Annotated in this window: 15 protein-coding genes; 11 read left to right on the top strand and 4 right to left on the bottom strand. The window is 54.3% G+C overall.

Features of this window, described 5'->3' with window-relative positions; all coding sequences use genetic code 11:
- Nucleotides 1–16 precede the first annotated feature (16 nt).
- The gene (locus IAE39_RS00620; RefSeq protein WP_201198414.1) at nt 17–898 is read right to left on the bottom strand and encodes a hypothetical protein; all 882 of its coding nucleotides are present in this window, start codon (nt 896–898) and stop codon (nt 17–19) included.
- Between the two features lie 304 nt (nt 899–1,202).
- Entirely contained in the window at nt 1,203–1,580 is a 378-nt protein-coding gene (locus tag IAE39_RS00625) for a hypothetical protein (protein ID WP_201198416.1), read from the bottom strand.
- Between the two features lie 185 nt (nt 1,581–1,765).
- Here IAE39_RS00625 and IAE39_RS00630 point away from each other — a divergent pair, with 185 nt between their 5' ends.
- The 4 genes from IAE39_RS00630 to IAE39_RS00645 all read left to right on the top strand — a co-directional run bounded on the left by IAE39_RS00630 (nt 1,766) and on the right by IAE39_RS00645 (nt 7,406).
- Nucleotides 1,766–2,461, top strand: coding sequence for a hypothetical protein (locus IAE39_RS00630; protein WP_201198418.1), 696 nt, complete (start codon nt 1,766–1,768; stop codon nt 2,459–2,461).
- Nucleotides 2,452–3,420, top strand: a complete 969-nt coding sequence (locus tag IAE39_RS00635; RefSeq protein ID WP_201198420.1) for a hypothetical protein — start codon at nt 2,452–2,454, stop codon at nt 3,418–3,420. Before IAE39_RS00630 ends, IAE39_RS00635 begins: the two co-directional genes overlap by 10 nt.
- 369 nt (nt 3,421–3,789) lie before the next feature.
- Nucleotides 3,790–5,745 carry an ATP-dependent nuclease gene (locus IAE39_RS00640; RefSeq protein WP_201198422.1) on the top strand — a complete coding sequence of 652 codons (1,956 nt, stop codon included), beginning with the start codon at nt 3,790–3,792 and terminating at the stop codon, nt 5,743–5,745.
- Nucleotides 5,742–7,406: a UvrD-helicase domain-containing protein gene (locus IAE39_RS00645; RefSeq protein ID WP_201198424.1), complete on the top strand. Its 1,665-nt coding sequence runs from the start codon at nt 5,742–5,744 to the stop codon at nt 7,404–7,406. Before IAE39_RS00640 ends, IAE39_RS00645 begins: the two co-directional genes overlap by 4 nt.
- Before the next feature lie 315 nt (nt 7,407–7,721).
- On the opposite strand, the gene IAE39_RS00650 is transcribed toward IAE39_RS00645, so the two are convergent.
- Complete coding sequence (locus tag IAE39_RS00650) at nt 7,722–8,921, bottom strand: XRE family transcriptional regulator (protein ID WP_201198426.1); 1,200 nt, start codon at nt 8,919–8,921, stop codon at nt 7,722–7,724.
- Entirely contained in the window at nt 8,918–9,559 is a 642-nt protein-coding gene (locus IAE39_RS00655) for a hypothetical protein (protein ID WP_201198428.1), read from the bottom strand. The genes IAE39_RS00650 and IAE39_RS00655 overlap by 4 nt, the downstream gene beginning before the upstream one ends.
- Nucleotides 9,560–9,738: 179 nt before the next feature.
- On the opposite strand from IAE39_RS00655, the gene IAE39_RS00660 reads away from it, so the two are divergent.
- The 7 genes from IAE39_RS00660 (at nt 9,739) to IAE39_RS00690 (ending at nt 23,345) form a co-directional block, all read left to right on the top strand.
- A complete protein-coding gene (locus IAE39_RS00660) occupies nt 9,739–11,271 on the top strand; it encodes a hypothetical protein (RefSeq protein WP_201198430.1) in 1,533 nt (510 codons plus the stop codon).
- A gap of 173 nt (nt 11,272–11,444) precedes the next feature.
- Nucleotides 11,445–12,491, top strand: a complete 1,047-nt coding sequence (locus IAE39_RS00665) for a DUF4062 domain-containing protein (RefSeq protein ID WP_201198431.1) — start codon at nt 11,445–11,447, stop codon at nt 12,489–12,491.
- A 391-nt stretch (nt 12,492–12,882) separates the two neighbouring features.
- Entirely contained in the window at nt 12,883–16,800 is a 3,918-nt protein-coding gene (locus IAE39_RS00670; RefSeq protein ID WP_201198432.1) for a hypothetical protein, read from the top strand.
- Nucleotides 16,797–18,881, top strand: a complete 2,085-nt coding sequence (locus IAE39_RS00675) for a hypothetical protein (protein WP_201198433.1) — start codon at nt 16,797–16,799, stop codon at nt 18,879–18,881. The genes IAE39_RS00670 and IAE39_RS00675 overlap by 4 nt, the downstream gene beginning before the upstream one ends.
- A gap of 78 nt (nt 18,882–18,959) precedes the next feature.
- The gene (locus IAE39_RS00680; protein WP_201198434.1) at nt 18,960–21,242 is read left to right on the top strand and encodes a KAP family P-loop NTPase fold protein; all 2,283 of its coding nucleotides are present in this window, start codon (nt 18,960–18,962) and stop codon (nt 21,240–21,242) included.
- Nucleotides 21,243–21,814: 572 nt separating this feature from the next.
- Complete coding sequence (locus tag IAE39_RS00685) at nt 21,815–22,312, top strand: hypothetical protein (protein WP_201198435.1); 498 nt, start codon at nt 21,815–21,817, stop codon at nt 22,310–22,312.
- Nucleotides 22,313–22,775: 463 nt separating this feature from the next.
- Complete coding sequence (locus IAE39_RS00690; protein ID WP_201198436.1) at nt 22,776–23,345, top strand: hypothetical protein; 570 nt, start codon at nt 22,776–22,778, stop codon at nt 23,343–23,345.
- The last annotated feature ends 7 nt before the right edge of the window (nt 23,346–23,352 follow it).

Consider the following 23,352-nt stretch of genomic DNA (forward strand, 5'->3'; position numbering starts at 1 on the left):
GCACGCTGCCAGTTTTCTAGCTAAGCGCTTCGGTAAGGTCTTCTCCCATCATGAACAGGGCCGCCTCAATTTCCCGGCCCGACCATATCCTGGGTAACCTTTCAGCTGTCGCGTTGACGGTCGGAGCCTTAGTCATCTGCTCTATGATCCAGTTTGCTCTGCGATTCCAAGTAGCGTGCTTGCGATGCTCTCTAATTTTCCCAGAAGGAGAGAAGTACTTGAACACTTGCGCGTCGGGTGTTCTGGGCGTTAGCGGCCTCTTCTTCGTGTTGGCGCGCATGCAGCCGAAACGCAAATGAACGGGAATTGCGCGTGCGCTTGTTTCAGCCCAGGACTTCACGAACCATGCGAGCGCAGCAGCTACGCGACTGTCGTAGATTACAAAGTTTGGTAGGGCCAATGAGTGGATTTTGGTTGTGCCGGCATTGGAGCGTAAATCGACAACCTCCATTAGATCCTGTGAATCGTCCGCGATCAAAGCAGGGAGCGCGCGCTTAAAATAGTCATCCAGATTGTCAGCCATTTTGTCCAGCCAGGCGCCGTTACCAGGCCGTGTGAACACGCCTCCCCATTGCATTATCACTCTCGCCCAACCAGCTAGTTCGCCAGGCTCTGCGGGCCCCGCGTTCAGGCAACTTTGGATGCCATCGGAGAGTTTCCCAAGCAAAACGGCATTTTCGTAAAAGCTTGAGTAAGCTGAAATGCTTTCGACGCCCTGAGGCGTCACAAGGTCAATCTGCTTGATTGGCCATCGGTAGCGCTCGAAGGCTCCGCTCAGAAACTGATCTATTCCACCCTTGTACGGGAAGTTTATGGGACGTATACCTACCACGGCAGGCTCAAACCAGTTCATGAAAGCCTGGGTGTCGGGATCTGTCAGAAACTCATTTTTCGTCATTTAGCTTCCGTTTGCTTGCTGAATACGACACTCACTCATGGTGGATTTCAGGGCGTGTCAGAAGACGGCGCTCAGATGCCAGAGTCGATGACGCTATGGGTATGAGCGCCGTATTTGGCCGCGTCCTGACAAGAGTACATTTGTACTCTTTCGGCTGGGGCTTATCCATGGCTAACCTCGTCACCTTTCAAGGCATGAGTGAGAGGCGCGGGTAGGTTCCAGATGATCCCGAGCACACCTGATTTCGGCGTTCCTTCGTAGCCGCTCTGTCGAGTGAGCAGAGCGACTATTTATCTCGCAGCGCTTAAGTCGACCGGCGGGAAGAGGTAAACGGAGTGACCCCGCGCTGATCCACCTCCTCGAGCATGAAGTATTTTCCGTTAGCCTTCAGAGCATGGATGACTTTGCACTCGGCGTAGGGGGTGCTGTATGAAACGTTGGGCCCTTGGATGTCGAAAATGACCGAGCCTGAATACCCCTGCTCGAACTTTATGCTTTCCAAGGCACCCACGGTTTCGCCATTCGCTTCCGCGATCTCGATCACGAGGTTTCGAAGTGTTGAGCGCTCGGCATTTACGACCTCAGTGCAGAATATCTGAGTGCGTTGCTTGGCATACCAGCCATTACCACCTGCTGAACCAATTCGATTGAGGTTGAAGTGTGCTAGCAGGACGACTTCCATGATGCGGGCCTCTGTAGGTGATGGCGCTTGTGCGCACGATTTCTGCTCGAATGGCAGCAATTATCGACGGGGGGCGATGAGCTATCAACGAAGCGCGATCCGATTTTCCCCAATCCGTAGCTAAACTAATTGATGTCACTGGTGCGCCGTGTGCGTGCCGTAGGTTTTTAGATAAAGGTGATCAAATGGATTTCGTTGTGCCACGCAATCGGCAGTTGTCCGACCTGCTAGCGAACGCTTCCTCGGAAGACCTGGAGGTACTGGCTGACATCATTACAGATGGTGGCAGGGGCAGGGTGGCCCTCGACAGCGAAGTAAAAAGCAAGATCGTGGGCCGTCGAGCGATGGGAACCCTCCAATCCATCCCAGAGGTACTGATCGCCGAAATTCAAGCGTTCGGAGGCAATAGCATCGCCAATGCCTTCAGATCGGGCGGTGTGAGCTATCGAGAACTTATTGTCGACGTCGCCAGAGAGCTAGGCGGTAAGCCTTCGAACGCGCATGACATCTTCGACGTCGAGCAGATCATTCTGGATCGAGCCGTTAGCAAGTTCAGCCCACATGCAGGGATTCTTAAGGGAGCTGCTTTGCTGGCTCAGACGGCTCAGATCGTGAGAAATCTGCTCTTATCTGCCGGATCTATTCGCGGATTTACAGCAAAGGGCAGCGTGGCGGGTGTGTCCAGTTTTTTAACTAAGCGCGTTTTCCCGCTGACCAATCCCGCGCTGCTAGCGACAATCGCGGGGCTAGCCATCTACCAGGTGGCCGCACCGGCGTCTCGTATCACCGTTCCCGCGGTCATACAGATAGCTCGAATTCGTAAAATGCGATTCGATAAAGATCTCTCAGCTTATGAGGAGGCCCTACGCGCATGCCTGTAAATACCGATGCGCTCCTGCGCTCATTACCTGACCTTCCTGACGTCCTGGCCAAAATCCAAAGCGGGCTCTACACGCTATGTGGTGGTGTAGTCCGGCATGCGTCTGGCACGGGCAAAGGAGGACAGATTGTTGGGCACCTGCTTTTCCCTGGCGATGCGCTGCAGACGCAGGAAAGCCTAAAGAATTTACAGTCCATGCTGTCGAGCGGGTTGGGGTCTTTGCAATTCGGGGTAGGTCAGCTTCAGCAGAGTATGGGCGTGCTCCAGGGGCTACAGTCCGCGAACCTTCTGCTTTCAGGGTTGAACATTGCGGTAACCGCCGTAGGGTTCGTCGTGGTATATGAAAAGCTCAACAAGATCAGCGGGCAGATCGAAGCCCAATCGCAAGGCATCGCTCAGACGCTCAAAGTGGTTGGGGAGATCCATGACAGGGGCTTGATGCTAGATGAGGCGCGCTTTCAGTCTCTTCGAGACAGCGCGCGCCAATTCTGTGAGTGCGATGATGTTGACCAACTGAAAGACCTCATCCCGGAGTTCCATGAGCAGTATCACTACAACAGGTTGGTGTTGGAAAAGCATGCCCCCATCGCACGGAGTAGTCTCGAGCGTCTGGGTGAAATTGGCCTGCTGCAAGATCGCCTCATCCACCTCAGCCTGATGATGTCGCATGTGCAAATGAAGATCGGCGCGGCCAAATTTGGCCATGAGTGCCTCTTGCGGCTCGAGGGTGATCTCAGCCGTTTCAATGCTCTGCGCGTTGAGGCGTTGGCAAGTGACCGACAGCTGGCCTCTTCAGTCACTCAAGAACAGTTCGCAGAGTTGACCGGCTTCCTGCAGCGCGGAAAACAGATCAGGCCCGCTCTCAATTATCAGGCCGATGTCATCACTTTGGAGGTTGAGCATCCTGGTTTGCTGGATCGAGCATCGACGGGCAACCAGATCATGCTGCTCGTAGCATGATGTAAACCATGTTGGAGGATTGCGAAGCCCTTGGGTATCGTCTTAGCGCATTGAAAGCTCCGTGAGCTTGAGGACGAGCTGGAAGCAGAGCTTGTCCATCGTCCTTTCCCAATGTCCTGCAGGTAGCCAAGATGCTTGATACTGTCTGAGTATCGATTGCTGATTGTTCGAACCAGCAACATTGTGCGGCCCTCGCGCACAAAACCTCTTCCCAGATATTGATTGCTATGCCTCCAGCTATCAGCTGGTGCGCCACTATATGGCTACCACTGATTCATTAGCTGGGCTAGGATTGGCCAGTTGCAATGTCACTGAGCGTGCCGGACTGCCCGGGCCGCCGCTATTGGTAAGCCAGAAAGGAATCGAGCGTTGTTACTCAAAAAAATGCGCGTCTGTGGTTTTCAGTCGTTTGGCGGCGAGCCGGTTATCATCGATTTCGAAAAGCTGACTTTTTTCATCGGCCCTAATGGATCTGGCAAGACAGCGACATTGCAGGCCTTGTGCCGCCTGTTTGCGTTTGACCCCAATCAGCGTCGTCTGCGTAGATCTGACTTCTTCGTTCCTCATGATGAAGAGGAGGTGCCGAAGGAGCGCAAGCTGTGGATCGAGGCTGATTTTCATTTCCCAGAGATCGCTGATCAGACCCAAGAGCATCCCACCATCCCCTGCAATTTTGGTCACATGCGCCTGGATGACATTGGTGGTGTTCCCCGTGTGCGGTATCGCCTGGACGCGACGCTTGGCCTTGATGATGAGATCGAGCAGACCCTGCGTTATGTCTCAGAAGCAGAAGAAGATGGCACTCCCATCATTACAGCCCCGGTACCACGCGACGAGCGCAACCAGATTCAAGTGCATTATCTGCCGGCGCGGCGAGACCCCGCCGAACACATCACATACGGTGCGAATGCACTATTGGGACGCCTGCTGCGAGCGGTCAACTGGACGGATCAACGGGAAGAGATCAGCAAGCTTTCTGAAAATATTTCAAAAAGCCTTCGCAACAATCGGTCGGTCAGCAATCTGGGGGAGGGAATCGCTAAGGCGTGGGGACATTTGCACAAAGGGCATTTTTTTAAAGACCCGAGTCTGACGTTCGTCGCTAGCGAAATCGAATCCCTGCTGCGGCATTTGTCGGTATCTTTTACCCCTGGCCATGGCGAGCAGCAGGTCGACTTTTCCAGGTTGAGTGACGGTCAGAAGTCGATGCTTTACCTGACGCTGGTGCTGTCTTCCCAGGCTGTCGGCAGGGCCGTGCTCAAGGGCGATGATGACTCATTCGACGTTGATAAATTAAGGCCTGCCGTATTCACCATCGTTGCGCTGGAGGAGCCAGAGAACAGCCTATCGCCTCACTACCTAGGGCGAATCGTATCGGCGCTCAAAGTATTGGTGGAGGATGAAGAGTCCCCGGACGCTCAAGCGCTGATTGCAACGCATGCACCCTCGATGCTGCGACGCGTAGAGCCCGAGAATATCCGTTACCTGAGGCTTGATGAGTCCCGTCGTACAGTGGTTACGACCATTAAGATGCCGAGAGAAAAGGACGGCGAGCAATACAAGTATGTGCGCGAAGCTGTTCAGGCATTCCCCGAGGTGTACTTTGCCAGGCTGGTTATTCTTGGCGAGGGCGACAGTGAGGAAATCGTACTGCCGAGGCTGCTTGCTGCCAAAGGTCTTCTTGTGGACGAGGCCGCCGTCTGCATCGCGCCTCTTGGCGGTCGGCACGTAAACCATTTCTGGCGCCTTTTGAGTGGTCTGGATATCCCCTATGTGACGCTCGTTGATCTCGATGTCGCACGTTTCGGAGGTGGGTGGGGGCGTATCAAATATGTGGCTAAGCAGCTTCTGGAACACCGCCGGGATGATCAATTCCTGTCCATGGCCGAGATCAAAGGTCTGCCGAAATGGAACGATGCCACAAACAAGATTCTCAAGGTCGAGAAAGACCCCAAAAGCACGAGTTACATCGGTGTATTGGAGGATCTGGACATCTTCTTTTCTGCGCCGATGGACTTGGATTTCGCCATGTTGTGCGCATTTCCCAAAGCCTTTGGCGTTGAGACTGCTGACCTGACTGCACCCAACGTAGGTACGGTCAAATCAGTGCTGGGCGACAGCTTTTTCGATAAGACCCAGTACAGCGTGCTTCAACGCAGTTATTTCGGCGCCTATCACAAGCTGTTCAAACTCGACAGCAAGCCGAAGTCGCACATCCAGGCCCTAGCGAGCCTCGACAACGAAGAGCTCATCAAGAAAATGCCGGCATCGCTTGGACGGCTGGCTGACCGGGTGATTGAGCGAGTGAAGGAACTTCACGAATGATCAAGCCCGAGGATTGGAGTCCATCAGAAGGCATCGTGCTTGAGCCTAATGCTGAAATTGCTGTGCGCGAGCAGCAGCGTTGCGTGGCATTGACGGCGGGGCCTGGGGCAGGAAAGTCGGAGCTGCTGGCTCAGCGAGCTGATTACCTCCTTACAACAGGCGCCTGTCGTTACCCCAAACGGATTTTGGCCATTGCATTCAAGATCGACGCCAGTAACAACCTGAAGGAGCGCGTATGGCGTCGGTGCGGCTCAGCGTATGCAGGGCGTTTCGATAGCTACACGTTCCATGGTTTTGCGAAGAAAATTATTGATCGATTCCGACCGGTACTCACTGGCGCCAATGCTCTGGATTCTGGTTTCAAGGTCGTTGGGAGCGGTAAGGCGCACCCGGAGCAAACCGAGTTTAAGCTGCTCATCCCGCTCGCCATCAAAATTCTGGAGGCCTATCCTCAAGCTGCCAATGCAATCCGACAGACTTACAGCGACGTGTTCCTCGACGAGTTTCAGGATTGCACCGAAGAGCAGTACGCGTTGGTCAGCAAGATTTTCTTGGGATCCGGGCGGCGTGTGACTGCGGTCGGTGATGCGAAGCAGAAGATCATGGGATGGGCAGGTGCTCTGGAGGGAATCTTTGGCACGTTCGCGGGTGATTTCGACGCGTTGCGCCTCAACATCTACCGGAATTTTCGTTCACAGCCGCAGTTGCTGCGGTTGCAAAACGAGATCGTGAAAGTACTCGACCCCGTTTCTGAGATGCCTGCTGAACTCCTGGAAGGGGACGGGGGAGAGGTGCATCTTCTGCATTACGCAGACTGCGAAGATGAAGCTGAGGATTTGGCCGCGAAGATCAGCGAGTGGATCAACGTTGAAGGTATTGCTCCGGCCAGAATCGCAGTTCTGGTGCGTATCCAGCCCGAAGCTTACACCGTGAGGTTGGCCGCGGCACTCGAGAAGTGGGGCATCAGCTATCGAAATGAAAGCCGCATGCAAGACCTGTCAACCGAGCCTATCGCATTAGTCGTGGTCGACTACCTGCTGTGCATTTATGGTTCACGAGAGCCTCAGGCGTGGACGCGCCTCATGCGCCGCATTGTCCCACCCGAGGATGATGTCGCGGGGAGCTTCAAAACCAATTGGGGCAGGTTCATCAAGGAGGCACGAAAATCCGCCTCAGAAGATTTGGTCGGCAACACGTACGACCAGCGATGGACGCTTCTGAAAGAGTTCTTCCTGATGGTAGGCACGCCCTTGCTCGTGGGGCTCTCGCACGATTATGAAACGCCAGGGCGCCTCAGAGAGCTCGTCTTGGAGGTGAAGGAGTACATCGACGAAGCCTTGAAGAAAGAGCCTGACCTTTTGAAGGCCTTGGCACAGCTCTCTGATGATCAATCGATTCGGATATTGACAGTGCACAAGAGCAAAGGCCTGGAGTTTGATACAGTGGTGTTGCTTGGGGTCGAAAATCAAGCCTACTTTGGCAACGATCCGCAAGAGGTGCGATGCACGTTCTTCGTTGGGGTATCGCGCGCCGAGAGGCGGCTGGTGGTGACGACAGCGAGCCATCGAGAGAACCTTGCTGGTCTCGGGTACTGGAAATCAAGTCGTACGGCACACGCTGAGTTTCTGGGATATACGGGGCTTTGGAAAACGCATCCCTGAGCTGGAGATCTCGCTTGATTGGCTACTGCGCAGCCTTCATTTCGTCATGCGTAAGGGCCACCTGAAGGTCGTCTCTAGATGCGGCCTTTAGCTGTGGCCGGGGGAATCCAAATACTGCTGAACCTGCTCTGCCAACTCCTCCAGCGCATCAGCCAAGCGACGGTCTTCTCTGGCATCTCCAGACTCTGGGCGAAAGCTTTGGCAATGCCTGAGCAAGGCTTCACAATCGTTGGTATTCAGATCTAGTTGGATGAGCATGCAAGAGCCCTGGGAGAAAGAGTGGCGCGACGGTAGTGCTCCGTCGCGCAGTTATGTTTAACGGTCTCTGTTGAAGGGCAGCACCACGCCGCCTTCCTGTGCCTGAGTGGCGGGTCGATTGACGGAACTCTTTAGCTTGGCAAGATGTATCACTGGTGCCTTGTTGGTGAGGTAGTTCTGAGGCAGCCCAGTCAGTTTTTCGATGTCTCCGGCTGCCAAACCTACGTACCCCGAAACGGACTCCAGGGGGAGAACGCCAGACGACGCCAGCAGCTCGATGGTACGTTTAAGTAGACGAACCTGCTCAGGTGCTCGGCCATCGTCTCCCGGCTCTGCCTTGACACCCCAACGTGCAGAGCGACGCTTGAACAAAAGGGACTTGGCATCATCATCAATGACCTTGAGTGCCCACAACCTCATCACCATGGCTGCAACCGACACTCCCCAGCGCTGTTTCAACAGCAGAAGGCTGTCGAGCGTCACAGGAGTTTTCACATCCGAAGCGAACGTCTCTGCGGGGAGCAAAAATGCTCCGGCGAACCGGTGAGCTTGATCCTCCATCAGCTTGTAGCGATCAGGATCTGTTGAGCGCGCAATCCCCTTGTGCAGAATCAAATGGCCAAGTTCATGCGCCAAGTCGAAGCGACTGCGGAATCCATTCCCTTTGTCAGAGGAGAGCAGCACAAATGGGCGGCCCAGTGCATGGCTCCAAGCGGAGAGGCCTTCAATGGTCGCCACTCCCGTCTCTTCGCGCACGACAATCACGCCGGCACCTTCGACTGCAAGTGCCAGGTCAGGAATTGCACGGCGGCCAAGGCTCCAGAGGTCACGGCATTCGGAGGCCGCGTCTTCGATATCCGAGCTGGTAATTTGCTCGGGATCGGTGAAGGAGCGGGTAGGCAGATTTACCTCAGGGAAGTCGACGAACTCACCCAGGGACAGAACAACGTCTTGGGCCCATTCCAGCCGAGCTTCCAGCATTGATCGCGCAGCAGCGTGAGCTGATGCGTTGCTGCGAAACAGGGGCAGTGAGCATTTTTCTGGCAGCGGTCGAGTGAACCACTCGGGGCTCACCCCGACGGCTTGAGACAGGTTTGTGAGTGCCTCTACTTCTGGCGCCTGCAGGCCATTCTTCCATTTGCTGATCGTAGCGGTGGAGACACCGACCTCAGCAGCCAGTTGGACTTGAGTTAATGCTCGAGCCGCGAGCGCCTGTATCAGGCGCCCGGGCTGAAAGTCGATAATTCCGCGGCTCATGATGCAGTTTGCCGCCCCGTGTCGAGCACCTTCGTCTTGAGCTTGGGCTGGGCACGGTCTACTTGCTTCGGCGCTTGTTCGTACCGAGAGAGGAACGTTTCGAGCGGCTCGCGGAAGAGCCAGTCCTCCAGGGTGTCGTCAGGTACGGCGATATAGATTTTCAACGGTTTCTCGGGGTGGTGGCTCAGCGAGCCACTGAAACAAGCAACGATGAACAGGGTACCGCTTTCGATCTCGACTGGGCCGAACAACGAGGGCTGCAGCAGGTGAGCAATCGCCTGGTTGTCTTCAGCGAGACGGCGACGGGTGACGCTGCGGCTGCTGTTATTCCAGGCGGTTTCCGAGATGTTCAGGCGGCACAGTTTGAAGATGCCAGATTGGCCCACCACAACACCATTCCCCTTCAGCGGAACCATTTCCGCACCCGCAGCCAACAGCGCCTCATTGAACACTTCGTTCATGTGGAAATGACGCATCTGGCCCAAAGCATTTTTGCGATGCCCTGTGACCAGGTCTTTCGTTGCTGTGAAAGCGCGCATGGCGCCGGCATCCAGTGCGTCCTCGATACCCATCAGCAGGTCGCGCGGAACGTTGGCCATGATCAGTTCGGGAATGGAGAGAGCAGGTTTTGGGGTCATCGGTTGAGACCTCTGGTTTCGATGAGCGCGATTTTACACCAAAAATATTTCGTGTGGATAGGCTTCGCTTGCTCAGCGTTTCTGGTTACGCTTGCTCTGGTCACTTCGCTTAGCCTCCGTTCCAGACCGAGAGGTGTTGCGCCATGCCATATGCCCTTTGAGAAGCCAGGAAAGCCGATATGCCGGGGAAAACACCGTGGGAAGCTGCGATTGAGGTTGAGCCCAAGACCGCCTCTGAACGTTACTTGAGCCAGCTTGCGCACCGTGCGTTCTTGAGCTTGTGGTGCTATGGCAATGTTCACACCGACGAAGGCAAAACCTCGGAATCAGGGGATGGCAAAGAGCTCTGCGACCTGCTCGTGGTGTTTGGAAGCCACATATTGATTTTCTCGGACAAGGAGTGTGCGTACACCGCTCACGCTGATCCTTTGGTGGCTTGGGGGCGCTGGTACAAACGCGCTGTTGATAAATCGGTAAGCCAATTGTTGGGTGCTGAAAAATTCATCCGCGAACATCCCGATCGGCTCTACCTGGACAAGCAGTGCAGCGTGCCGTTTCCTTTCCGTTTGCCGGACATGAAAGAGGCGGTCATTCATCGCATAGCCGTCACCCGAGGCTCGTATGACGCTGCCGTTGCGCGTTGGAAGGGCGAAAGCAGCACCAGCTTGATGATCAACACAGAGCTTGAAGGAAAAGCAGGACATCTGAAGACGCCCTTCGCCATTGGCTGGCCCGCCGGAAGAGATCGTTTCGTTCACGTGCTCGATGAGTTGACCTTGGATGTGTTGTTGGGCGAACTCGACACTGTCGCTGACTTGGTCGAGTACTTTTCGGAAAAGGAGCGTTTCTTCAACAGCGCTAAATACATCATCGTGCCGGGCGAGGAAGAGCTGATTGCGCTCTACCAGACGACCGTCGTCGATGGCCGGCATATTCTGCCGCACATCGCTGCCGGCTCCAGCATGATCACCGTGCCGGAGGGTGGATGGAAGACCTTCAATGTGAGCTCGAAGCGCGCCGCGCGTGACGCTGCTAATAGACGGAGCTATCAGTGGGATCACATCATCGAGCATCAGTCGAAGTTCATCAGGTCTGCCCAGTCCGTTTCTGTGTTGGGGGGTGAGAACAGCGTGGATCAGCAAGAAGAGCTTGTCAGGGCAATGGCGAGTGAAACCCGCTTCGGTCGGCGCATGTTGGTAGATGCATTTGACGGCGTCGTGCGTCGCCCAGTCGTTCCTGGTGAGCAGTTTACCCGCCGAGCCCAAAGTCTCTCGGTACCGAATCGGTATTACGCCTTCACAGTGATGGGGCGTAGACCGTCGGTGGACTATCAGGTTTATAGAGAGAACCGGGCGCAGGTGCTTACCGCCTACTGCCGCGGTGTAAGGCTGAAGCATCCTGATGCGAGGGAAGTGATTGGAATTGCGATCGACCCTGTGACAACAGATGTCACTTCACAGGATGTTGTCTACCTGGATTTCCTGGGCCCACCGACAACTGAAGAGCTGGCCGCTGCCCGCAAGGATTGCGATGAACTTGGCATCATGAAAGATTCCGCCATGACGGAAACTGAGTATCTGGCCCAGGAGTTTCCTGAGCCCAAGTCGATCATGGGGTTTGGCCAGGTGAAGGTGGGGCCTGGCAATCGGGCTGAGCGGCGAGCACAGGCGAGCGCGCAGCGTCGAAAAGGTGGTGGCAAGCGAGGTCGCTAAATCGGGTGTGCGATGTCGAGCTTTGAGCGTTGACTGCAGTGCTTGATAACAGAAGCTGCTAAGGCAGAGGATTCTTTGCAGCAGGGGCGCCGCTCCTGCCGTCCGAGGTTAAGCAGTGCGGCTGTGACTGAGCGCTGGAGTTAAGGAATTGATTGGCGTCTCTGGAGATTGCGATGAAGATATTTGTTAGCTCCGTTGTCAGTGGATTTGAGCCTTATCGTGCCGCGGCCAGGAAGGCAGTTATGCTCCTGGGCCACACACCTATGATGTGCGAGGACTTTGGTGCGCGGCCACACTCCTCACAGCATGCGTGCATGACCGAGGTCGACCAAGCAGATGTCGTGGTTCTTATCCTGGGTGCCAACTTCGGCTATGAGACCGAGACTGGGGAGTCGGTCACGCAGCAGGAATTCCGGCGAGCAAAGGCTTCCGGCAAAAAAATCCTGGCCTTCCTTGAGAACGTGGCAATGGACGAGCGCCAGAAGGCATTTTCTTGGGAGGTATCGGACTACGTTGATGGCCTGTTCCGAGTGACTTTCACCGATCAGTCTGCACTGTACGACGGCATCATCCAAGGCCTTAACCAGCTTTCCGTAACCCGTCAGGCCATCTCTGAGCAGGAGTTCATGCAACGTCTTCAGCAGCGCAACGGCAATGGGCGCTGGGGCGGTTATGACCAGGAAGCTCGGATAGAGGTGGCCTTCTTTCCGCAACCAGAGACAGCGGGCACACTGCGCACCGCACATACTCAACATGAGGCGTTTTTCCTCAAGCTTTGTCAGGCCGTGCTGGGTTCTATCAAGGGCGGATACAAGGATTTTGACTCTGCTGACCAGACTGGGATCGATACCGCAGAAGCGAAGTGGCGGCACCATGAGAGTGGGCTCAGCTGGTTAAGTCTATCCCTCGCCAACACCACGAGCTCGCGGAACATCATGGACTCCTACTACCTCTCACCTTCGAGGGTCAGGCAAGGCGCAGAGGCTGCGTTCAGCTTGTTGAGTGAAGGGAAAGGAGGGTGGTTCCAGATTGGCCTTTATGGCGTCGGCTACAAGCTATTTGCGGAGCCGCCAGCAGTCCCGGCCAACAGCATTTCGACACCGTTCCGTTCAACCGTAAATCTGGAAGAGCGGAGTCTGCTGATCCCCGCCACACCAGCGGCTTACCGGCAATGGTTGGATGAGGTGATGTTCCGTTTTGAGCGCAAAATGTCCATGTGAGAATGCTGGCCGGGCTGCTTGCCAATCATTCGGCTTGGCCTTTGTATGCGCCTTCAGTTTCTGCCTTCACTCGTCATTACGCCGGCAGTGGAAACCAGACGGTCTTTTCTTCTTACCATCGACCGGCGCGCCTTGGGCTGAGTACCTGTCCAGCGACGTGCCACCTGCCCGGGATTAGGTATTGTGCATTAGGGAAAGAGTACAAATGTACCCTTCTGGCTTTTGCTTGACTCATTTTCAGGGATTAGCGTTGCGACGCGGATAGCCACGAAGGTGAAAATTCCTCGGCTGCCTGCGCCACCTGGACGCTTGCATTACATAAATATTGCCAGCACCCTCGGTTGTTGGTATGCATTAAATTGCCATCATCAACAGGGCATTGAGACTATCCATGGATGAAAGCAGCGGTCGCATCAGTGCAGGACTTAGCCAAGAGATCAATTCGCATCGGGCCCGCCTGGCGCCGTTCTTCAATGGCAATGCCAAATCCAATCCGTCAGTAAGCTTTGCTAACGATGGCACTGGCTTTGGCAAGTCCTACAACGTGTTCGATCAATTCGTCGAGCATTCTGCGGTGCGCAACGACAGTGGTGGCCATCGAAACCTGTTCTTCATCACGCCACACAAGGCTCAGATCGACGTCTCCCTAGTCACTCAGGAGAAAGCCGCAGCTCGTGGCGTGAGCATCCTGAGCTTCTTGGCCGAAAGAGATTTATCTGACCTCAATTTCGTCGGTTGGGTGACCCAGGTACGGAATGAAGACCTCTACAATGGCTGGATCAAGGCCCTGAGCACTGAGTACTACCGCGAGGTAATCAGCGAACTGAGCAGTGCGCTCAGTGGAGTGAAGTCCACTGATGCTGAGTACATGCGATACCTGAGTTTGGGCGTGGCGGATCATCTTCGTGACGTTGAGCTGCAACGTCGAATCGAAGCTTCGAAAATACGCTTACTCTTCGCATTACAGGATCTGGCTAAAGCCGTGATCAGGGAAAAGGTCGGCTCTAAATTCGTGAGCGTTCAAGACCTATTCAAGGATGCTCGCACCGATCGAGACGTCGCGAAAATTGCAGTGGTCGATCATGTTCTGCCCTTTGAGCGAGCCAAGGTTGGGCCAACCATCTTCGTCGCCACCACCGCTCGATTCCTGAAGCGCGCTTTCATTGCCTACATCGACAAGAAGAAAGAGCCAAACATCAAGAAGCTGAGCTTTGACGCCATCCTGGGTGCAAAGCGATCACCCACAAATGCTGAAGAAGACAGCATCGCGCCGATAGGCGCGGCCTGCAGTTTGTCCCACGACGAGCAAATCGCTTACCTAAGAGACGACTTCTTCATCTCGGATGAGGCAAATTTTTTCAAGGCTCACGGAATTACCTTCAACCTCGTCGTCGATGAGGAGCACGACAGTTACGACAGGATCTTCGAAGAGAGCAAGAAAAAGCTGGTTAACGAGAGGGTGAAACCACCCCACGTCATTGCAGGCCTGCACCGCCTGATGCAGATGGTCTCGGAGGAGTACGGCCCAGATGACGAGCAACCTATCGCGTTCAACGAAACAACTGAGCTGATGAATGATCTGCGTCGGCATTACAATGAGGATTGCCAGACCAGTGTCCCTCTCGATGCCATCCTGACGATGTGCTCCGGCAACGTTGGTCATATCACGATCAACAATCGCGATGTCGAGCAGATCCTTTCGCTGTCACGCAACATCTTCAGCCTCACGCCGAGACGCTTCTATAACGAGGAGGCGCTCAAGCGGATCAGGATGCGATCTGTGTGCGGCAACAGCGAGATTCGCCTCTATTTCGATGACGGTGGCCCCACTAAAGATCCTACCTTGCACGACTTCTTGCAGGTCATGCTGTGCGCGCTCTACGCATGCTCCAAGGTGCCTCAGAAAAGCCCCCTCAAGCAGCTCTTGGAGCTGGGTCAAGAGGCCAGTCAGAACGCGCCTCTGTTGGAGTTCATCAAAACCTCCCGGCAGCATCAATCCTATGTCGCCTCGGTGTTCGACCGTGCCAAAGATGCTGAAATCTTCGTGGATGCCTTCTTCACTTTTTTTGCCCCGAAAATCGTCTTTTCGCTGATCAAGGTGGAGGAAATCCCCTTCGGCGGGGACGCTGTGAAGAATCGGGTGTTCGTTGATTTCCACCTGGATCTGATCCTAGAGCTACCAGAGGTCAAGCTGCTACGTATCTTGCACGCCACGCAAAACAGCGCGATGTGCCTGAGCGCAACCACAGGCTTCAAGAACTCCTACTCTGGCAATTTCTCAAGAAGAATGCTGGCTCGATACGGTGAAGAGCGAACGGCTAACCTGGATGTTCGTGTCGTCACGCGCTCCGGCACCGACATAGATGCCATGGCCGATCTCCGGGCAGCTCGGGCCAAAGCAAGGACGATGGAGGTCAAACCGTTTTACAAGACCTCTGCTGATGACATCAGCGGTTTGCGTGCCGACCCAGTCTTCAAAAGTGCTTACAGCTTCTGGTCGAAGTCACTGCTGCCACCTGGCTTCCGAGATAACAAGTACCGGATCTCGGCCTACCGGCGGCAGATTGAGGCAATGCTGATGGCGGCCTGGGACGGTAGGAATACGTTTGTCCTCTCGCTCAATAATCGCTTCGCACAGCTGTTTAAAGATCTCTTTGCGCAAAGCGTCGAGGGCCGTATCAAAGGCCTGCAACGTGAGTACCAAGACAAGATCTTCACGCTGAAACCGTTCGAGGGTAGAACCAAGATACGGGTCATCCTGTTCAGCGCCCAGCTAGCCAAGGACGTCAACATTGACGACTACCTCAAGGTGGAGGCCGACACCCGTATCTGCCTGATCTCTTCCTACGGCAGCGCCGGCACAGGTTTAAACCTGTTCGTCGAGCGAGCTGCGGATGGTTTCCATCACGATTTTGATCGCTTGGTGTTGGTGAACACGCCTTTCTACAGTGCGATACGTGAGAAGGACACAGGCCTCAATACCGTTAAGAACCACATCCTATTGCTCAAGCACATTTCCTCCGGTGAGAGCGAGGCGGTTCGTTTGTCGCAGTTCGACTCGAACCTCATGCAGCCTAAAAATCGGCGCATCCTGAATCTGGAGCATGACCTTGCAGTGCTCAAAGCCATTATTCAGGCAGTGGGACGGGTAGAGCGGCGTGACACGCACCTGCGCACCGAAATCTTCCTGCCCAGCGACGTCATTGACGATTTGGTGGTGCGTTACAGCCGGCTTCGGCGAGAAGGCAATGACCTCTTGATCAACAGCCTCTCACTGCTAAACCACAGGCTTATGCAGTTCTGTCTACAGCAGGCCGAGAGCCGATGCTTTGCCACGGAAGAGGAGCGTGATCAGTTCACCTCCAAGGTTGCTGCCGATGCCGTGGATATCGACAATTTCTTCAAAGGCGCCTTCCGAAGCAAGATCCTCAGAAGTGCTCGGGAGGGTAATCGCGATGCGATGAGGTTTAACGAGATGCTCAGGTCACCAGAGAGCATCACAGCGCCAGACAGCTACGTACGCAAGCTGCTGGCCTCACCGCTTGTAAAAGCTTCGGCCTACTATCAAGAAATCATCAGCGCGTTCTACTTGCCGCGGACGGTGACGGATCATGTCACCACCTGCACGACGCCCGACAGTTTCCACCACCTGAGCGACCTGCTGCATGGGCAGGCTGTATACCAGCCCGGGAAGTGGCTTGTTCCTGATTACATACGCAACGATGGCGATGACCGGGATCCAGGAACCGGCATTGTCAACCTGGCCTGTAGCATGGCCAGCGAGGGCATCGACGTCCACTTGCCTAACCCTGCGCTCATACCTCTGCTAAAGGGCAACGTGGGAGAGTTCATCTTCTCCAGCGTGCTCACTGCGCTCGGGATCAAACCGCTGAGCCTCGATGAGCTCGTCGAGCTCTTGGGCCCCGCGGTCTACGAGAGCTACGACATCTTTATTCGCGTTGATGACACCATCATCTGCATCGACGTGAAACGGTGGTCGGGAGGCCTGGACAGTGAAGAGCTTTCTCTAAAAACACTTCGCCGTGCCGAAACCAAGCGCTCCGACATGCACGAATTATGTGCTGGTCTGAACCTTATCCCTCGTTTCCTGTACGTCAACACGCAGCCGGACGACAACGCGCTCAATGCTGAGCGTGAGTTTACTCACGGATCGTCGATCCACTTCCTCAATGCCTTCAAGATCATCACACGGTATGTGCCGCTGTCGGATGCGAGCACCACCCATAAAGTCGATGACCGACTGATGATCAACCCCACATTGGTACAACTGCTAAGGAACGCGCAATGACAATCAACCTGCTGGATTCTGGAGCTGTAGCCAAGGCTCGTACGAACATGCTGAAGCTGCCAGGCGATCTCAATGACATCATTGATCGTGTGTCTGCCCCTGAAGAAGGGCATGGTCACATTCATGCAGCAGTGGTTGAGGTCACCAGGGCGTACGGTGAGGAACCCGAGGCGTACTACCCGCGCGTCGACGCCACCATCAAAGATTTCATCCGAAAAGCGCTGGGTGTGCCTGCTTCCACCAAGGTGCATTACAGCAAATTCAGTGGCAGAAAAGGGGTGTTTGGCTTTCTGTACCTGAGCACTCATGCTCCAGCGCCTGGCCATGTCCGCCAAGTGATAACCGAGCACTCACTCAATCCCTGCTATGTGATCCAGGCGCTGCTGGATCTAAAGCTCAAGCTCTCGTACCTGAAGGATGTTCACCAGCATTACGAGATTGCTCCTGTCGAGTTCAACGCCAATCTTTACCTCGGGCTTGTGTTCAGCCGGCCTGTCAAAAAGAACGGCAACGATGTGTTCGAAGCCCTGGAGTACGACCTGTTTTTCTCCAAGGAGCAGGAGCTTGTGATCTCGCTCAAGCGTGCCGTCATGGAGTGTGCGGCGTCCGCGGAGGCGGTGAGTAGGCCGGTCACCGACTCCGGCATGCTGATGTTTGATTGGAGTGGCAAGCGATACCAGCGTGTACAGGCTCTCAATGCGACTACCAACAGTGATCGCAAGTACATGGCGTTTGCCACGAACAGCCCGAAGGCGAAGCCACTCGACCTGTATTACAACAGCATCAACTACCACCAAACGGATTGCCTCAACCGCATCGAGCGAATTCTCAAGCGTGCAGGCGTGCAGTTCAGTCCTATCGTTTATGAGGCCACCCACCAGGTCAGGGCATTCCTGGAAGGGTTGCCGACCATGTCGAATCCGCTTTTGCTGCTTGATACGGCGAAGGACTCCGCGGGCAATGAAGCCTGGGAAAACACCATTGACACCCTGGCGGAGAAATTCGGTGCGAGCAAGGTGTTGAGGGGGGAAGGGCTGCCATTGCCAACGAAGCTTGATGTAGGAAGCACGAACTACCTCGTCGTCAGTGAAAAGGTCAGAACCCCGGGTAAAAGCAAAAACGGGTCGAGCATTTCCAAAACCAAGGCTGATGGCTCGGAGTCGTACAACAGCTTCTGGCAAGCACTCAATGACAGCCAGCGTAGTCCGGAAGCCCAGTTCGATTACTACACCTCAGTGAAGCTCCATCGCTTCACGGCATCCGTCGATACCATCTGCCAAGGCTTCGATGTAGCGCTCAAAAAAGCGCCTTCTGTATCCGCTATCGAGAAATGCCTGCAGGAGCTGGCCCTCAAAGAATCGATCTTCCGAGACAAGGCCGTGACCATCACCGGCGCGGTTTTGCGTGCGCATGCCTTGCAGTTGATAAGCTGCCGGAGGGATTGGAGCGAGAACGTCTACATCCAGGTGTTGGACGTATCGGTCAACGGCGAGCATATCAAGATCGAACGATCCCGCCGTTTCGATGACACGTGCAAAGGCGAATTCAACTATGAGTTCAAGCAGCTTGGAGCGGTGTTTGGGAAAGAGGGCGCCAAGGCCTTCGATGTCCTCTGGAATGGCGCATTCCTGATCCGTGATAAGGACACCAACACCTGGTTGAACGCCTACAACACGCTGCGAGTACCCTGCATCATTGGCAACGCACTGTTCGATAATCAGGAGCGGCAAGACGACGGTACCTCCCCATCCCGTCAGGTTCGCGCTGAAGTGGCTTCGCTGCCTTACTACCTCACGCCCACCAAACAAAATCAGCGCCACAGCGTGTTCATCCAGGACAATGGTCAGGAAGGTGCGTGGTTCTTCGTCGCGTCCAACCAGGCCACCAACGGAACCATCGCAAAGCAGAGCTTGGTCTACAACGTCGTCATCACCGATGAGGCCGGTGTCCGCATTCCTGTCCTGAACCATCCCCTGGGCGAGCTGTTCTTCTCAAGTTTCACCTACGACATCGTGAGGCTTCGTGAAGCGGCCAAGACCTCGATCTTCCAGAAGATCGTTGAGGTGTGCCTGCATAACTAGCATGAGGGAGGGAAGCCCAGCCTGCTTGGCGTTCGCAGCGGGCTTTCCAAGGAAGGTTGAGATAGGAGGAGGGGTGGCATGAATTGGTTTCGCAAGCTTTTCGGCTCGTCTACTGAAAGCCTGGCGCCTTCTTCGGATGCGCCTGCTGCTGAAGAGGTGGGGCAGGAGCAACTGAACGATGACGATAGTGATCAGTACTTCTCTGACGAGCCCATTTCGTCGAAGCTTCAAGATCGGTTCGGGCGAGCGCCTTACGCAGTGCGTATCGCTGACACCATCGCCAAGCGTCGCGATCCCTCCAGCATTGTCATCGGCTTGTTCGGGCCTTGGGGGGACGGGAAAACCTCGGTGCTCAAGATGATGGAGGAGTCGCTTGAAGAGCACGGCCACATCGTCACCATTCGGTTCAATCCTTGGCACTTCTCTACCGAGGATGCGCTGTTGCGCGGGTTCTTCGCCACCATGACTGCAGCCTTGGGTAAGGAGCCGGCATTCAAAGAAAAAGCGGCAGCGCTGCTTGAGTCTTACGGCGGAATTCTATCGGTGATTTCGGTCACCGTTCCGGGAGTCGAGATCAATCCTGGTGAAGCAGCGAAGCAGATCGGAGAGTCATTATCCAAGGTCAGTCTCGACAAGCTGAAAGATCAGATTGACGCGCTTCTAGGTCAGAGCGGGAAAAGATTGGTCATTTTGATTGATGACATCGACCGACTGGACAGGCAAGAAACCCATGCGATTTTCAAGCTGGTAAAGCTCTCCGCAAGCTTCAAATACACCAGCTACGTTCTGGCCTTCGATGACGAAGTCGTTGCTGCTGCGCTGGGTGATCGCTACGGTGATGGAGGGCAAGAAGCAGGTCGGGCTTTCCTGGAAAAGATCATTCAAGTGCCTTTGCACCTGCCGCCCGCTGACCAAATTAGCTTACGTGAAATAACCTTCGAAGGCGTTGATCACGCCGTTAAGCAAGCTGGGATTGTCCTCGATCAGCGTCAAGTCCATGTGTTCACCCGCCATTTTGTCGACGGTCTTGAGTCACGGTTCGAAACACCGAGAGTTGCGAAGCTGTACACAAACGCTCTCCTCTTTGCGCTCCCTCTCGTTAAAGGTGAAGTCAATATTGCAGAATTCATGCTTGTTGAGGGGCTGAGGGTCGTGTGTCCGAAGCTGCACGCGGCCATTCGTGATAACCCTCAGCTATTTTTGCAAGGTGAGTCACGAGATGGTTTGCGAGGTTTGGAGAGAGCGCCATCCGCCGTTGATCAAATCCTCGAAGGTGCAATGCCTCATACTACATCAGAAGAAAGAAATCAGTTGCGAGAGCGCCTTTTGACACCACTATTTCCACGTATCGGCAACACGCTTTACGGTGGAGATTGGGAGAAGCAGTGGGCTGATGAACAAAGAATTTGCTCCAACCGGTATTTCAAACGTTATTTTGTTTACGGGGTGCCTGCAGGGGAGGTGTCGGACGGAAGTATTGCTAACTTGATTGATGCTCTCGTCGTGGCCGATGCTGGCTCGCAGCGCGACCTGTTGAGCGCATACACCATGCGTGCGATGCCGAAATTGATCCAAGCGCTTCGGAACCGAACGGATACTCTGGATGGAGCTTCAGCGTTAGCCATCGCGACTGCCGTTGCGAGCAATGGTGATCTGCTTCCACGCGAGCGCGGTGCGTTTGTCATGGGGGGGACGATGACGTCGGCTGGAATCCTGATTTGTCATCTCATCAGGCGCATCCCCTTATCGGAGAGACAAGCAGCTGTAGAGGCCGTACTCGGATCGGCCTCTCCGCTGGTCATGGGTATGGAATGCCTTCGCTGGCTAACTCATTCAAAAGATAGGCCAGAAGAGCGCAGAGTGCTCCCAGATGCCGCGAACGAGGGGCTCTACCATATGTTCGCGTGTCGAATTCGCGACGCGAATGAAGCTATGCCTCTATTCATCCAGGAAGGGAAAGACGCACCGCACCTCTACTGGCGCTGGCTACTGGGAGGTACTCAGGAAGAAATCGAAGCGGGCTTGCGCGCGATCTTTGATAAAGATCCAGCAATGGTCGATGTTTTTCTTGATACCTACATCGGGGAAGGATGGGAAGTAGAAAGTGGTTTACCGGTTAGGTCGGATCTGGGCCGAGAAAACTACAACAGTATCGCCTCTATTATTTCGCCAGGCTACATATTCGATAATCTTCGTGCTCGCTATGGGGGCGAGCTGGACGATCCAGATTATTATCAGGATGGAGAGCCAGCGAAGATAACGGCTCATCAATTCGCATTTATACATCGAGCTGTTATCGCTGAAGAGCAATCGCCTGAGGATGCCGGCGAATCAAGCAGCATGCCTCAGGAGTTCGAGTGATAGCGATCAACTAATACTTAAATAAACTCAAAGGTCGGAGCAATACAATGTTTCTCACTCAGGATGAGCGCAGCTCATGCTTGATTCGTCTGCGAAAACTCAACGAGACATTCGTTTCTTCAGTGTCGAGTGAATACTTGAGAGCAATGGTAAGCGAAATCATAACTCTAGTTGAGTCCGATTTGGAGCTAATGTCGTTCGACAGGGGGGATGATTATTTTAACTCGGCTTTTGACTCAATAAAGCAAAGGCTTTTGCGGGAGTTGAATGAGGGTTCGCTCAAGGAGCTTCATTTTGAAATCGCTTCCTTCCTCCGAAATCTAAGCTATGGTGGGTTTCATAACTTTAATGAGCATTCGATAGTTCGTTTTTACCTTGATCAAAAGTACCCGCAAATCGAATACAAGAAAATTGACTAAATAAGGTTCGATGTTCCATTAAAATTTGTACTTGCTCCTTACGAGAATGGGCTCAAGAAGATCAGAGAGGTACACGGTAAGGTCGAAGCCTGGGAAGGAGGGCTTGTAGACTGGGAAACGCGCGTTGCTGATAGCGAGAGGCGATATGAAGGGGTGCTTGGCAAAAATAACTATCTTGGCTTGGCGAAGGCGTTTACGACTCTGCTGGAAGCTAAAAATAAGGAACTAGAGAAGACGTTTTTGGCGCTTGTGTCAGTGGGGTGCCTGGCTGCGTTCATACCGTTCGTTTATTTGATAATGGGGAATTCGGATAAGTTAACAACTCTTGTTTCGGGTGTGTATAAGGTGGATGCCATCGCGTCGTTGGTGTTCTCTATCGCCCTCGAGGTGTTAATCCTTTATTACTTCAGGATAATTTACTCTCAGTGGGCCTTGGTAAAGCATCAATTGCTACAGCTAAATTTGAGGCATCAAATGTGTGCGTTTGCGAGTGATTATGCGCGCAACTCTCAGGAGATGGACAAGTCAACGCTCGCAAAATTCGAGAACCTGGTGTTCAGTGAGCTCTCCAGCGATACCTCTGTGCCTCCGAGCATCTACGATGCTGCAGATGCTATTTCTAAGGTTATCGGCAGCATGCGAAAGGGATAAATCAGTAGCCGGGCACAACGTGATTTGTTGCGGATCGCGGTTTTGATGCGGAGGCAGACGCTGGCAGAGCAGGCGTTGATAAGGTTCAGAAGATCCGTGGCGAGGCTTCTCCCGCGTCGCGGACACTTTCGTCTCGTATGACGCCTGTGGCGTTTCCCTGTGTCTGGGCTCTTGGCGAGCTAATGGTTATTTTTCCTGGGAGTCGTCACGCGTGGGCTTTTGGGGCCGCTGCCTAGCTGACCACCGCTCACGGCGACTGTGTAGGGTCTTTAATACCGTGTTAGGTAGGTAGCGTGATCGTCGGAGGACTGTTCCGATTGTGACTGCTTATGGGGACTGGGCGAGGGAACCATCATTGAGTCGCTCAGGGCGGTTGGCCGAAGGCGGCAAGCATGAGAGGATGCGCCCCAACTGCACCTGCAGGTCACCAAGCGAATCACCGAGCATAAAATGGATGGTTACTATGGATGTGAATGCATCTGAACAATGCTATGAGGAGCTTCGATCGGACTACTTCATTGCTGTCTCAGACTTTCTGGATTTGGTAGATCTTGAAGGTTTCCCTAACGAGGCAGGAGGCGAGCGTAAGCCTTGGTTGGTGTGCTTGATTCCAGAAGCCGCGCAGCAACTCGTGTTGGTGGGGGGAGTTCAGAGCAAATTTTCGCTACGCACCATTGACCGTGTTTGGAGGTTAGCCGGCGCGCATTACACAGAAATGGAGCTGAATGCGCTCTTTCTAGAATCCATTCAGGGACAATCGCTAGACCCCATCTTCAGTCCGGCGATGCGAGGTACTGCTCGTACAAGCATGGAGGAGGGTGACGATGAGGAGCCCTATACGGCGGTTGTGGCACTTTGCACAGCGCTTTACGAGGTTAATGTTGGTCAAGGTGAAAGGGCGATAGCGGAGCTGAAACTTAGCTCAATGGGCTGGGGCGACTTTACGCAGGTACTCATGCGAAAGCTGACTGCGGATGGTCACGCTAGCGACGAGGATCGCGAGCTTGCGCTGGCTCGCGATCTGGGGCTGTGACCATTGC

It is taken from the genome of Pseudomonas sp. S37 (assembly GCF_016658545.1).
Classification (GTDB): Bacteria; Pseudomonadota; Gammaproteobacteria; order Pseudomonadales; family Pseudomonadaceae; genus Aquipseudomonas.

Coding starts and splice junctions, on each gene's coding strand:
- IAE39_RS00630 (WP_201198418.1), top strand. CDS start 1,766: ATGGATTTCGTTGTGCCACGCAATCGGCAGTTGTCCGACCTGCTAGCG.
- IAE39_RS00625 (WP_201198416.1), bottom strand. CDS start 1,580: ATGGAAGTCGTCCTGCTAGCACACTTCAACCTCAATCGAATTGGTTCA.
- IAE39_RS00690 (WP_201198436.1), top strand. CDS start 22,776: ATGGATGTGAATGCATCTGAACAATGCTATGAGGAGCTTCGATCGGAC.
- IAE39_RS00675 (WP_201198433.1), top strand. CDS start 16,797: ATGACAATCAACCTGCTGGATTCTGGAGCTGTAGCCAAGGCTCGTACG.
- IAE39_RS00620 (WP_201198414.1), bottom strand. CDS start 898: ATGACGAAAAATGAGTTTCTGACAGATCCCGACACCCAGGCTTTCATG.
- IAE39_RS00635 (WP_201198420.1), top strand. CDS start 2,452: ATGCCTGTAAATACCGATGCGCTCCTGCGCTCATTACCTGACCTTCCT.
- IAE39_RS00650 (WP_201198426.1), bottom strand. CDS start 8,921: ATGAGCCGCGGAATTATCGACTTTCAGCCCGGGCGCCTGATACAGGCG.
- IAE39_RS00680 (WP_201198434.1), top strand. CDS start 18,960: ATGAATTGGTTTCGCAAGCTTTTCGGCTCGTCTACTGAAAGCCTGGCG.
- IAE39_RS00665 (WP_201198431.1), top strand. CDS start 11,445: ATGAAGATATTTGTTAGCTCCGTTGTCAGTGGATTTGAGCCTTATCGT.
- IAE39_RS00670 (WP_201198432.1), top strand. CDS start 12,883: ATGGATGAAAGCAGCGGTCGCATCAGTGCAGGACTTAGCCAAGAGATC.
- IAE39_RS00655 (WP_201198428.1), bottom strand. CDS start 9,559: ATGACCCCAAAACCTGCTCTCTCCATTCCCGAACTGATCATGGCCAAC.
- IAE39_RS00645 (WP_201198424.1), top strand. CDS start 5,742: ATGATCAAGCCCGAGGATTGGAGTCCATCAGAAGGCATCGTGCTTGAG.
- IAE39_RS00660 (WP_201198430.1), top strand. CDS start 9,739: ATGCCGGGGAAAACACCGTGGGAAGCTGCGATTGAGGTTGAGCCCAAG.